The sequence below is a fragment of the Proteiniborus sp. genome, assembly GCF_040308045.1.
Classification (GTDB): domain Bacteria; phylum Bacillota; class Clostridia; order Tissierellales; family Proteiniboraceae; genus Proteiniborus.
Map to the genome: position 1 here is coordinate 23,860 of NZ_JAWRHZ010000064.1, position 12,420 is coordinate 36,279.

Annotated in this window: 11 protein-coding genes; 7 read left to right on the forward strand and 4 right to left on the reverse strand. The window is 30.8% G+C overall.

Translation table 11 applies throughout. The annotated features are described in order from the left end of the window. The first annotated feature begins 128 nt into the window (after positions 1 to 128). The 6 genes from ABV008_RS14325 to ABV008_RS14350 all read left to right on the forward strand — a co-directional run bounded on the left by ABV008_RS14325 (position 129) and on the right by ABV008_RS14350 (position 6,860). A complete protein-coding gene (locus ABV008_RS14325; protein WP_352420519.1) occupies positions 129 to 581 on the forward strand; it encodes a MarR family winged helix-turn-helix transcriptional regulator in 453 nt (150 codons plus the stop codon). Positions 582 to 612: 31 nt separating this feature from the next. Further along, positions 613 to 2,415: an ATP-dependent zinc metalloprotease FtsH gene (ftsH, locus tag ABV008_RS14330; RefSeq protein ID WP_352420520.1), complete on the forward strand. Its 1,803-nt coding sequence runs from the start codon at positions 613 to 615 to the stop codon at positions 2,413 to 2,415. Between the two features lie 128 nt (positions 2,416 to 2,543). Next, positions 2,544 to 3,326 (forward strand): GTP pyrophosphokinase, encoded by a 783-nt coding sequence (locus tag ABV008_RS14335; RefSeq protein ID WP_352420521.1) that lies wholly within the window; start codon positions 2,544 to 2,546, stop codon positions 3,324 to 3,326. A 147-nt stretch (positions 3,327 to 3,473) separates the two neighbouring features. Then, the gene (locus ABV008_RS14340; protein ID WP_352420522.1) at positions 3,474 to 3,932 is read left to right on the forward strand and encodes a peroxiredoxin; all 459 of its coding nucleotides are present in this window, start codon (positions 3,474 to 3,476) and stop codon (positions 3,930 to 3,932) included. 322 nt (positions 3,933 to 4,254) lie between these two features. Then, entirely contained in the window at positions 4,255 to 5,640 is a 1,386-nt protein-coding gene (locus ABV008_RS14345) for a lipopolysaccharide biosynthesis protein (protein ID WP_352420523.1), read from the forward strand. Positions 5,641 to 5,825: 185 nt separating this feature from the next. Then, on the forward strand, positions 5,826 to 6,860 hold the full coding sequence (locus ABV008_RS14350) for a DNA polymerase IV (RefSeq protein WP_352420579.1): 1,035 nt from the start codon (positions 5,826 to 5,828) through the stop codon (positions 6,858 to 6,860). Positions 6,861 to 7,026: 166 nt separating this feature from the next. Here ABV008_RS14350 and ABV008_RS14355 read toward each other — a convergent pair whose 3' ends face one another. Further along, on the reverse strand, positions 7,027 to 7,791 hold the full coding sequence (locus ABV008_RS14355) for a protein-glutamine gamma-glutamyltransferase (RefSeq protein WP_352420524.1): 765 nt from the start codon (positions 7,789 to 7,791) through the stop codon (positions 7,027 to 7,029). Next, positions 7,788 to 8,594 (reverse strand): hypothetical protein, encoded by an 807-nt coding sequence (locus tag ABV008_RS14360; protein ID WP_352420525.1) that lies wholly within the window; start codon positions 8,592 to 8,594, stop codon positions 7,788 to 7,790. The genes ABV008_RS14355 and ABV008_RS14360 overlap by 4 nt, the downstream gene beginning before the upstream one ends. Before the next feature lie 478 nt (positions 8,595 to 9,072). Between ABV008_RS14360 and ric the strand changes: the two genes are divergently transcribed. Continuing rightward, a complete protein-coding gene (gene ric, locus ABV008_RS14365; RefSeq protein WP_352420526.1) occupies positions 9,073 to 9,798 on the forward strand; it encodes an iron-sulfur cluster repair di-iron protein in 726 nt (241 codons plus the stop codon). A 61-nt stretch (positions 9,799 to 9,859) separates the two neighbouring features. Here the strand turns inward: ric and ABV008_RS14370 are convergent, their stop codons facing one another. Both ABV008_RS14370 and ABV008_RS14375 read right to left on the reverse strand, forming a co-directional pair. Continuing rightward, positions 9,860 to 10,951, reverse strand: coding sequence for an FAD:protein FMN transferase (locus ABV008_RS14370; RefSeq protein ID WP_352420527.1), 1,092 nt, complete (start codon positions 10,949 to 10,951; stop codon positions 9,860 to 9,862). A gap of 113 nt (positions 10,952 to 11,064) precedes the next feature. After that, entirely contained in the window at positions 11,065 to 12,189 is a 1,125-nt protein-coding gene (locus ABV008_RS14375; RefSeq protein ID WP_352420528.1) for a hypothetical protein, read from the reverse strand. Between the last annotated feature and the right edge of the window lie 231 nt (positions 12,190 to 12,420).

The window sequence follows — 12,420 nt, forward strand, 5'->3', positions numbered from 1 at the left end:
TATCTAGGTATTTTTGTTTGTAGTAACTTAAATAAGTTTCGGGATAAAATCAATTTATATATTGACTATCTTAAGTATAAAATATATTATATATAATTAATACATAATATATTTTATGGAGGAGTACTATGAATGTATCTGAATTTAAAAACAATATTTTAGATTATACAAGGAAAATAACAGATAACATAAGTAATGCCTTTAGCCCTATATGTGAACATTATGGACTGACAATGATGCAAGTAAGGATTCTTATGGAATTGCATCAGTCTGGTTTTCATACAGTAGGAAGCTTAGCAGGTAGCATAAGAATGGCAGGAGCAAATATATCTGCCATGTGCAAAAAACTTGAAAATAAAAAGCTTTTAGAACGTGTCAGAGATCAAGATGATGAGAGAGTGGTAAAGATAGATCTAACTGAAAAGGGAAAAGAGATTGTACTAGAAATAGATAAAGCATTAAATGAAAAATTTTCACGGCAAATTAGGCATGAGACTGAAGAATCTTTTGATGATATTATTTTGGGATTAGAAAAGTTAAATGCCTTGTTACAAAAAATCAGTCAAGTAAATTATGAGTAAATAAGTTAATATAAACGAAGGAGATTGTGTTATGAAAGAACAAAAAAATCCTAAAAAGCCAATTATTTATTATTATATTGTCGCAATTATTATTGTGATGCTATTAAATGCGTTTGTTTTTCCATCTATATTAAGGAAACAGATTACTCAGGTGGACTATGGAACATTCTTGACTCAAATCGAGAATGGGAAAGTAAAAGCTGTAGAAGTACAAGATAATTATATTGCCTTTATAGCACTTGATGAAAAAGGTAATGAAAAAGTATATGTTACTGGTCGTATGGATGATTTAGAGCTAGCTAATCGCCTTTATGGTGCAAAAGTTAAGTTCTCAAAAGTCATACCAAAAGAAACTTCGCCACTATTGAATTGGATAATTTCTGCTGCTATTTTTATAGGAATTGGACAGATTTTTGCAAACTCAATAAGAAAGAAAATGGGTGGAAATGCTATGACTTTTGGGAAAAGCAATGCTAAGGTCTATGTTGAAGCACAGACAGGTAAAACTTTTTCTGATGTTGCAGGACAGGATGAAGCTAAGGAAGCCTTAACAGAAATTGTAGATTTTCTCCATAATCCAGAGAAATATAAAGAAATAGGCGCCATTATGCCGAAGGGTGCTTTATTAGTGGGGCCTCCTGGTACTGGTAAGACACTTCTTGCAAAAGCCGTTGCAGGGGAAGCAAAGGTTCCTTTTTTTTCAATTTCTGGTTCTGAATTTGTTGAGATGTTTGTAGGTATGGGAGCAGCAAGAGTACGTGATCTTTTTAATCAGGCTCAGAAGAAGGCTCCTTGCATCGTATTTATTGATGAGATTGATACGATTGGTAAGAAACGTGATAATGGCAGTATTGGAGGCAATGATGAAAGGGAACAGACATTAAATCAGCTATTAACTGAAATGGATGGTTTTAGTGGAGAAAAGGGTGTTGTAATTCTTGCAGCAACTAACCGTCCTGAATCGCTTGACAAGGCATTACTTCGACCAGGAAGATTCGATCGTCGTATACCTGTAGAATTACCTGATTTAGCAGGGCGTGAAGCAGTATTAAAGGTTCATGCTAAAGCTGTAAAGTTAGATAAAGATATAGACTTAAATGCCATAGCAAGATCAACTTCTGGAGCATCAGGTGCAGAGCTTGCTAATATCATAAATGAAGGAGCTTTAAGGGCTGTAAAATGTGGTCGTAAATTTGTGACACAGGGTGACTTGGAAGAGGCAGTAGAAGTAGTAATTGCTGGATATCAACGAAAGGGTGCTGTAATCTCACTAAAGGAAAAAAAGATTATTGCATATCACGAAATAGGACATGCTATTGTTGCTGCAAAACAAACTGAATCTGCACCTGTACACAAAATTACAATAATTCCGAGAACATCAGGTGCTCTTGGTTATACTATGCAAGTATCAGAGGGAGAAAATGTATTGATGACCAAAGATGAGGCATTTAATAAAATTACTACTTTTACAGGTGGGCGTGCTGCTGAGGAATTAGTTTTTGGCATATATACTTCAGGTGCTTCCAATGACATTGAGCAGGCAACTAAGATGGCACGTTCCATGGTAACTCGAATGGGTATGAGTAAAAATTTTGATATGATGGCTTTAGAAACTGTTTCTAATCAATATCTTGGGGGAGACCATTCTTTATTATGTTCGCCAGAAACTGCATCAAAAATAGATGAAGAGGTACTTGATATCATAAAAAAAGCACATGAGAAAGCTATCAATATATTAAAGGATAACATGGACAAGCTTCATGAATTATCATTATATCTTATTGAAAAGGAAACTATAACAGGAGACGAATTTATGAGAATATTGTCAAGATAGATTGTTTTAGAATATATAAGCTTGTGAGAAAAAACAAAATTAACTAATCATGAGAATTAAGTATAAAAAAATTTTGGCAATGTTTGTACACTTTAGAGATAAGATTTTTTATAGAACAAAATTTTGATATGAACAAACAAAAGGAGCTAATGAAAATGGAAGAGAAGGCAACTGTGGATTTAAATCAATTAAAACATTTGAAAACAGAATTAACTAGATTTATGATGTCTTATAAATTCGCTTTAGACGAGTTGAATACAAAAATTGATATATTAAAGCAAGAATTTCAGTATATTCATGATTATAATCCTATTGAACATGTTAAATCTAGAATTAAAACACCTGAAAGTATATTAAAAAAAGTATATAGGAAAGGTTATGAGCTTTCATTATCTACCATAAGAGAAAATATTCATGATATAGCAGGTATCCGAATTACTTGTTCATTTATTTCTGACATTTACAGAATAAGTGAGATGCTACAAAGTCAAGAAGACATAAAAACAATTAAATGTAAGGATTACATTAAAAACCCTAAGCCTAATGGATACAAAAGCTTACATTTAATCTTGAAAGTACCTGTTTTCATGTCTGATAGAGTTGAGGATATATGTGTAGAGGTTCAAATACGCACTATAGCAATGGATTTTTGGGCAAGCTTAGAGCATAAAATTTACTATAAGTATAATAAAGAAGTCCCAAAAAAACTTCTGAATGAACTTAAAGAAGCAGCTGATTCTGTAGCGCAATTAGATAAGAAAATGGAGAGTATTCATAAGGAAATCAATAAATTTAAAGAATCTTCTATTTCTAAGGATACAATACAAGAACTACTTATTAATAATGAAAGTTTCTTTTTTCCAGAAGAATTTTTAGCACTGTATCTTAACTCAGGGAGAAAAACAGACTAGCTTTTTTAGGAGCATCTAGTAGTTACAGTTAAATTTATTTAAGCTTAAGTATCAGATAAAATTAGCTAAATATTTATAAAGATAGTTTACTCAATGAAGAAGTTTTTTTAAATTTAAAATGGGTATAAAATTGCTGGAGGTGAAATAATGACAAATTATTATTTTAAATTACAGGAAACTGACGGCTCTGATATATCATTAGATAATTTTAAAGGACAAAATGTAGTTGTTTATTTCTATCCAAAAGATAATACATCTGGTTGCACAATTGAAGCAATACAATTTAGCGAATTACATAATGAATTTAAGAAGCTAGATACTGTTATACTAGGAATTAGTCGAGATAGTTTAAGTTCACATGCTAAATTCAGAGAAAAACAGAGCATACCATTTTTATTGCTCAGTGATAAAGATGAGGAAGTTCACAGGTTGTTTAATGTTATGAAGCTTAAAAAAATGTATGGCAAGGAATATATGGGAGTAGATAGGTCTACTTTTATTTTTAACAAGACTGGAGAATTAGTAAAGGAGTTTAGAAATGTAAAAGCTAAGGGACATGCAGCAGAAGTGTTGAAGTTTATAAAAGAAGAACTGCATAAAGAATAAAGAAACACCTATTAACATATATGCTTAACCAATAATTCTAATTATAAAGAACTATAATTCCATTTGGAGTCCTTGATGTATCAAGGACTCTATTCATTCTATGAAGATGAATATTTAATAATATATATATTCTATTTAAAAATATTATTTAAAGTTACTTTACAGTATAAAGTGGTCATATTATACTTGAAACAGTTAAGTACATAATAGTATTGAGTAGTTTTTAGGTATGATACTTAGATTACGGAGATGCTAAGGGGTACTATTAATATACTTACTTGACAATTCATATAAAATTCCAAATAGTAATAAGGTGAGGGAAATGGATAGATATAAAAAACTAGCTTCTAATACTTTTACTTTTGCAATAGGTACTTTTAGTTCTAAAATACTTGTTTTTTTAATGTTACCACTATATACCAGGGTATTGTCAAGTGCAGAATATGGAAAGGTAGATTTAATAGTACAAACTTGTAACATTCTAATTCCTATTGTGTCAGCAGGTATTTTAAACGCAGTTATAAGATTTGGTCTTGAAAATAATACTAACAAAAAAAGTGTTTTTTCAATAGGACTACTAACAATTCTTTTAGGTTTTGCAGTTCTTCTTATTCTAGAGCCAATTTTACAAAGCATCGAGTTTATCTCTGAATATACTAGGTATATTTATTTTTTCGTTTTAATGTCTAGCTTACACTCACTATGCTCAAATTTTATACGGTCTCAGGAATATGTTAGGTTGTATGCATTTGATGGTGTCTTAAGGACTATTATGACTATTATTATGAATATTGTTTTTCTGGTAGTATTAAGATACGGAGTTGCTGGATATTTATTGGCAACCATTTTATCCGACTTAATATCAGCTGTTATGCTGTTTTTTGTTGCAAAACTCTATAAGTATATTAGCTTGAGTAACATTAATAAAAGCATTTTTATAAGTATGCTTAGATACTCTTTACCACTTATTCCAACAACTATATCTACATGGATTATTAATATGTCTGATAGATATATTCTTTCGTATATATTGGGAAGTGAAGCAAATGGTTTGTATGCAATTTCATACAAAGTACCAACGATTATTACAATTGTTGCAGGGATTTTCATGGATGCTTGGCAAATATCAGCTATTAATGAGCATCAAAAAGGAGATAGAGGAAGTTTTTTTTCAAAAGTACTAAATGTATATAGCTCACTTATATTTTGTGGAGCATCTGTTATTATTACATTCACTAAGGTAATTACTAAGATACTTACTTCACCAGGGTTTTATTCATCTTGGATATATATACCTGTTCTTGTGATGGCAACTATATTTGCTTCTTTAGCTTCTTTTTTAGGCAGCATATATATGATTCATAAAAAAAGTGAATATATCTTGTTGACTACAGCTATAAGTGCAATCGTGAATATAATCCTTAATTTCTCACTAATACCCGTTTATGGTATTCAAGGTGCGGCTATAGCAACGCTTTTAAGTTATATCTGCATGTTAACAATAAGAGCAATAAGTACAAGAAAGTTTATGTCAATATCCTGGAATATTGGAAAATTGATAATAAATATGAGCGTGATATTTACACAAAGCATAGTTATGCTGTTAGAAGTGAAAAACTGGTTTCTTTATGAAATTGTTATGATGTTGGTAATAGCATTGGTGAATATTAAAGTTTTATTGGCAGGAGCTAAAAGAATTATTCAATAAGTAAATAGAGCATAGTATTCTAAAGATTTATATATTTAAGTACTTACAAGGCGGGAAGGAGGTAAAAAAGCAATAATTAGTTTACATAGAACAGGTGTTTGTATATAATATATGTAGGATTTCTCAAAAAAGAGGTGTTAAAAATTTATTCCTTCCAGGACTTAGCTCAAGCGAGAAAATTAAATATTATTCATGTAGATATGGATGCTTTTTATGCATCTGTTGAAGAGCATGATAATCCTAAACTTAAAGGGCTGCCTGTTATTGTTGGTGGTCTAAGTAATCATGGGATAGTAACTACAGCAAATTATCATGCTAGAAAATATGGTATACATTCTGCTATGCCCATTTTTATGGCTAAGCAAAAATGTCCAAAAGGATGTTTTCTGCCTGTGAGAATGGAAAGATATAAAGAGGTTTCCAAGCAGGTTTTTGATATATTGTTAAGTATTACAGACTTAGTTGAACCTCTATCTATCGATGAAGCTTATCTAGATGTTTCAAAAATTGACAAGAACCCATTAATAATTGCCGAGGAAATAAAGCGAGAAGTAATGAAAAATACTGGGCTAACTATATCCATAGGAATTTCATATAATAAATTTTTAGCTAAACTCGCATCTGATTGGAACAAACCGAATGGTATGAAAATAATAACAGAGGATATGATACCAGACATATTACTGCCACTTCCAGTAAAATCTGTATATGGAATTGGGAAAAAGTCTTCTAAAAAGCTAAATGATATAGGTATCTATACAATTGAAGATTTAATGAGACTGTCAGAAGAATTTTTAACAGAGTTTTTTGGAAAAGCTGGTAATGAAATTTATAATAGAATTCGAGGCATAGATTCTAGAAAAGTCAATATCGAGCGTGAAAGAAAATCCATAGGAACAGAACGGACTTTTTCTAATCATACAAGAAACAAGGATATATTAAAAAAATTTTTATACAACTTTTCATTAGAATTAGAAACTTCCTTAGAAAATAGAGATATACAAGCTAAAACAATAACATTGAAAATTAAGGACGTGGATTTTCGGACTCAGACAAAAAGTAAAACTCTAAATAACTATATAAGTAGTTTTAATGATATATTTGAAGTTGCAGTTAGTCTTTTAGATGAAATAGAAATAGCTCAAGATATTAGGTTAATTGGGTTAACTGCATCAAATCTTGAAACCATAAAACTAGAGCAGCTTTCTTTGTTTGACTAATAAACAACTATCATAGTAATGCAAAACAATTTAAAGGTAGTATTATCATGTTGAATTAATATTTTCTCTGCTAACAAGAATAAAGAAAAGAAACTAATCATGATGATGATGAGTAGTTTCTTATAAGACTTTTATTATGTTCTATGATGATATTTGTTATATTAATCTATGCTGTTATAAACTCATAATACCTTGAAGCAAGATAATTAAAATTTGGACGAGTTGCTGAATCTAGCAAATAAGCTGACCTTGTTGCGCCTATTTTTCTATTTCTATTTAGTATTCTGATTATATCATCTCCTGTAGTGATTCCCATTCCATGTCCATAATATGTTCCATTACCTAAATCGATTGCATTCTCTCCCTGTAAATATGACCTTAGAGGATTTACATCAGGATTTTTAAAATATCTACAATCTCCTGGGAAATAGTCTATCTGATTAGTATAGTTATTTATTCCTAGATTTTTGTTAAGATAATGCCAGTTCATTAACTGTATATTTGAAAACATTGAGTTGAATAGTTCCACTGGATACATATCTAGTACAGCCTTATAATAAATTATCACCATTGCTGTAGCACACTCAGTACCATATCTTCGTCCATTCCTGAAAATATCATCTATTGCATTGTTTGGTATTACATTATTTTTTAGTAGAAAGCCACCTTCGTTTGTACGAGTCCAGAAATCTGTATTACAAAAAGTTTTTGTAAACACTCTAAACTCTAAACCACTACTGTTGAGTTTTATTGAAGCATTAATTATGCTCATACGTAAATCTAACTCGAATTTTAGCTGATCTAATGACACAAAATTGTATCTAAAATTACTAGCAGCCATAGTGTTTACTATATTTCTTTGGATATTATTTAAAGAATATTGATTGAAAATATTTTCGGGAGTTATTTGACGTCCTGATATCCTAATCATTGTATCCCTCCTATCCAAGCATTGGCATACATAACTTGATAGGGAATAGGATAAGAGAGCCATATATTCCACTCATTTTTATTTTTCTGGTGCATTTTATAAGAAAACCATGCAAGGAGAGATTGGGTATATATGTCAAGCTTCTTAAATTCATCTAGAAGTATTTGTTCATTAGTAGCTAATTTCCGAAGGATTTGCCCTGATTCAATAGCAACAGGCTTACATAGGTACTTTGCTCCTAATACTACTTCATAAAAAATAGGATCACTTTTTAGACTATAGCTTTCACCTGTATAGCGTAAAAAAGAGCTGTTTTCTTCAAACCAGTTGTTAAAATAAGAATACAATTGCTGATTATTTGAAAATTGAGTCTCATTTATTCCAGGTACAAAACTTAAAAGCTTACGGGCTAACGCAACATCCTTTGGATCAGAAGATAGTAGCTTATTTGCAATTAAATAAATGCTGTTAATGTCTTGGGATTCAAAAAAAGCCCATATTAAGTCGTGATTAAAACAGTTCTTTCTATGTCTTTCAAAGGCTAGTTCTGCAATTATAGGTAAGCTTTCTTTATCTCTATAAACAGCTGCCAATAATATTGATGTTTTGTCAATTGCCTCGTCAATTTGACTTTCAGGTATATCAATTGTATTTCTTGATTCTAATATCCATTTCAAAGCAGAGCAGGATAATTGTATATTATTAATCGATAGATTTTCATTCATGGACATACTATCAATATCCGAAATGAACTCCTTAATAAATGTCATTGCCGTCTTTTGTATTAAGTCCAAACCATCCATACAAACAACTCCTTATTTTATGATAATAGGGGATTTATTACATAATATGTTTGTATGGGGATTATGTCATAGTTAAAGCTTAGCAAAAGAAAAAGGATATTAATATAAAAAATATCCTAATAACCTTTTTCCTTTTACAATGTCACTAAATAATTTTGCTATCTGCCAACTGCAGATGGCTTCTCATTTCACTTTGAAAAGAAGCCTTTTTCATCAGGTACTCAGAAATTAACTTCTCCCGTATTACGATTGATAACTATATACTCTTGACCAGAAGAAAATGCCATGGTATCACCTCCTCAAAACTAGTGTAGCCAACTTATAGATATTTATAATACAAAGCAAAATTGCTATAGATATAATCTATAGCAAATAATTATCTATCTTCTGTTTTTCTCTTTTGACTCAAATCACATATTTATTATCGATAGTGGAATTATAATATACATAAATAAATATATGAGAGGAGAAAAATTATATGATACCTATAAAAAATTTCAATAAGACTCAAAGACTAGGCGAAATAGTTGCAATGTTTCCTAAAGCAGCTGAAGTATTTATGAAAAATCATATTGACTTTTGCTGTGGTGGAGATAGAACATTAGAAGAAGCTGTAAGAGAAAAAGGGATAGGAGCAAAAGGAATTTTAGACCAACTAGAAGCCTTATATGAAGAATACAGATCAAGAGTAAGTGAGGACACTGATTGGAGAGCTGCAAAATATACAGACATTATTGATTTTATAGTAAATACACATCACGCATTTTTAAAAAAAGAATTACCTGCAACAGAAAAACTTGTATCTAAAATACTGAAGGTTCATTTCATTGATAGCGGGGAAGTTCTCACAAAAGTTCATAAATTATTTTCTCAATTAAAAACCGAATTAGAAATGCACCTCATTAAAGAAGAAGAGATTCTATTTCCTATGATAAAGGAATATGAAACCAATCATTTAAATGAACTTATTGACAAAATAGTAAGTGAAATAGAAAGTACTGAAGATGAACATGATGTTGCGGGAAATATCTTAAAAGAGCTAAGAGAAGTTACTAATCAATATGAAGTGCCATCTACAGGTTGTGCTACTTTTGAACTAACATATAAAAAGCTGCAAGAAATAGAAACTGATACATTTCATCATATACACTTAGAAAATAATATTATGCATGAAAGACTAAGAAAAGAAAGAGAAAATAGGTAGGGGAAATTAAATTCCTCTACCTATTTTTAAATAAAACGGTATATTTTAAGCGAGATTTAAATTATTCAGGATTACTTCCTGATGCACCATTACTTTTCATAATTGTTTTCATTCCATCTGTAGCTTCTACAGTTCCATCTTTCATAATCCATATGGCTTCTACCCCTTCAAGGCTATCAACTAATTTGCGACTTTGTTCATATGGCATTAAAAATACAGTGGTTGATAGAAAGTCTGCCATGCCAGAATCTTCTGTTAATACTGTAACAGCACTATAATATTCACCTGGCATAAGAGTTTGAGAATCAATTAAGTGGTGAATAATCTTGTCATCGACAACATAATATCTTTGATAATCACCACTAGTTACAACAGAAGCGTTGTTAATAAAAATAGTATCAAGAAGATTTGAATCGCTAACTATGGATTTTTTAGGATTTTGAATTCCAATGCCCCAACGTTCACGAATACCATCAAGAGGCTTTTCAAGTACTCGCACATTTCCTCCTGCACTTATCATTCCAGATTTAAAGCCATCTGCCATGATTTCTTTAGCAACAATTTCAGTAGCAAACCCCTTTGCCACTGCTCCTACATCTAGACTCATTCTACTATCTTCTAAATATACTGTATTTTTTTCTTCATCAACTATAACTTTATTTATATCTGTATATTTTGCAGCATCTAAAAGCTCTTCCATTGGAGGTAGTTTAGCATTCTGAGGGTCGTATTCTGCGTCATCACGGTATTGACTCCATATACGAAGTACTGGTCCCATGGCAATATTAGTTTCTCCACTTGTACGCTCATACCATTCCTTTGAAAAAAGAATAAGGTCTATTATCTCTTTATCTACTTTAACTGGCTTAATTCCAGCATTATCGTTTATAGTCCTAATGTTATTTATTCCGTCATAGTTTTTGTATATATCATATAGCTTATGAAGCTCTAGGAATCTTGTATGGATTTTATCTACATATGATTTAAATTCTTCTTCGCTTTTAGTATAGCCTACAACTTGAGTTAAAGTATCAAAGGTATCAAAAAAGCTTTCACTATATTTTTGATAAGGTTTTGTTTCTTCTTTTTGACAACCAATGATAAAAGAGGTTACTAATGCTAAAGTCAGAAATCCTATAACTACTTTTTTCATTTATATCACCCTTAATAATAATAACAAAATTATATATGTATAACAAGAATTTAATCTAAACAAAACTCCCCCAAAATATTTGGGGGAGTTAAAAAAATTAAATATTTTTAAATTTATTTTGCATTAGCAAAAGCTTCAGCAACTGCTGCAATATAGTCTTGAACTGTCATAGTTACAAGTGAAGTTAATTCTGGTACATCTGGTACAGATGGATGATTGTCATCAACCTTTTTAACTTTTAAAGCTTTGATTTCATCTACAGTTTTACCAGTCATCCAATCAGCAAGTGCTTTAGATTGTTCAAACCATTCTTTTCCGATTTTTGAAGCTTTAATCATGCCATATTCTGGACCTAACTCAACTTTAGTTTTGAATTCGCCAGCTTTATCAGTAGTTACTTTACCATCTTTATCAAAGTTTACTTTTGTCTGTGCATTATCTATTAATGCAGCAACAACTTTGCCATCTTTATCAAATGCAGAAGCAACCATAACTGTATCAACTTGTGCTAATGGTAATGTTTCTTTGTCATCTTTAATAGAATATCCTTTTGATTTACCAATGCTTACACCATGTCCAAGACCTAATGTTTCTGCTCCTGGATTAACGTCGATTGCGTTATTAAATGCTTCTTCAACAGCTGCAACATATCCTTCAATTGATATAGTAACAAGTGAAGTTAACTCTGGTACATCTGGTACTGATGGATGATTATCGTCAACTTTTTTTACTTTCATAGCTTTGATTTCATCTATAGTTTTACCAATCATCCATTTTTCAAGTTCAGCTATTTGCTCGAACCATTCTTTTTGGATTTTAGAAGCTTTAATCATACCATATTCTGGACCTAATTCAACTTTAGTTTTATACTCAGCATTTAAATCAGAAGTAACTTGAAGGTCTTTGTCAAAGTTTACTTTTGTTTGAGCATTATCAATAGTAACTTTAACAACTTTACCATCTTTGTCAAATGCAACAGCAGTGATTATTGTGTCAACTTGACCAAGTGGAAGAGTTTCTCCATCTAAGTCTTTAGATTTAGCTATTGAAGTAATATGTCCAAGTCCCATTTTAACTATGCCTGTCTCTTCTTGAGAAGAGTTATCTCCTTCTGTAGAAGTATTGTCTGCAGGAGTAGTATCTGCAGGTGCATTGTCAGCGGGTTTTTCAGTTGAGCAACCTATTAACATAGTTGCCATTAAAATAAGTACTAGAAAAATTGATAAAGTTTTTTTCATGTCATTACCTCCATTTAATAATTAAATGTAATCTTCCATAATTATAGCATATTTGTTTATAGATAAACGATTTCCTCGAATAAAGGTCATAAGTAAAGTATTTTATTCATATTGTTCATAAATTAACAAAGTATTTTGTTCATATAATTAAGTCTAGTTCTACCTTGTTATAATACTTGAATATATGCCTGAAGGTCTGATGAAAACTACGATATAGATTTGAAAATGAAA

Coding starts and splice junctions, on each gene's coding strand:
- ABV008_RS14355 (WP_352420524.1), bottom strand. CDS start 7,791: ATGATTAGGATATCAGGACGTCAAATAACTCCCGAAAATATTTTCAAT.
- ABV008_RS14370 (WP_352420527.1), bottom strand. CDS start 10,951: ATGAAAAAAGTAGTTATAGGATTTCTGACTTTAGCATTAGTAACCTCT.
- ABV008_RS14325 (WP_352420519.1), top strand. CDS start 129: ATGAATGTATCTGAATTTAAAAACAATATTTTAGATTATACAAGGAAA.
- ABV008_RS14345 (WP_352420523.1), top strand. CDS start 4,255: ATGGATAGATATAAAAAACTAGCTTCTAATACTTTTACTTTTGCAATA.
- ABV008_RS14360 (WP_352420525.1), bottom strand. CDS start 8,594: ATGGATGGTTTGGACTTAATACAAAAGACGGCAATGACATTTATTAAG.
- ftsH (WP_352420520.1), top strand. CDS start 613: ATGAAAGAACAAAAAAATCCTAAAAAGCCAATTATTTATTATTATATT.
- ABV008_RS14375 (WP_352420528.1), bottom strand. CDS start 12,189: ATGAAAAAAACTTTATCAATTTTTCTAGTACTTATTTTAATGGCAACT.
- ABV008_RS14340 (WP_352420522.1), top strand. CDS start 3,474: ATGACAAATTATTATTTTAAATTACAGGAAACTGACGGCTCTGATATA.
- ABV008_RS14335 (WP_352420521.1), top strand. CDS start 2,544: ATGAACAAACAAAAGGAGCTAATGAAAATGGAAGAGAAGGCAACTGTG.
- ric (WP_352420526.1), top strand. CDS start 9,073: ATGATACCTATAAAAAATTTCAATAAGACTCAAAGACTAGGCGAAATA.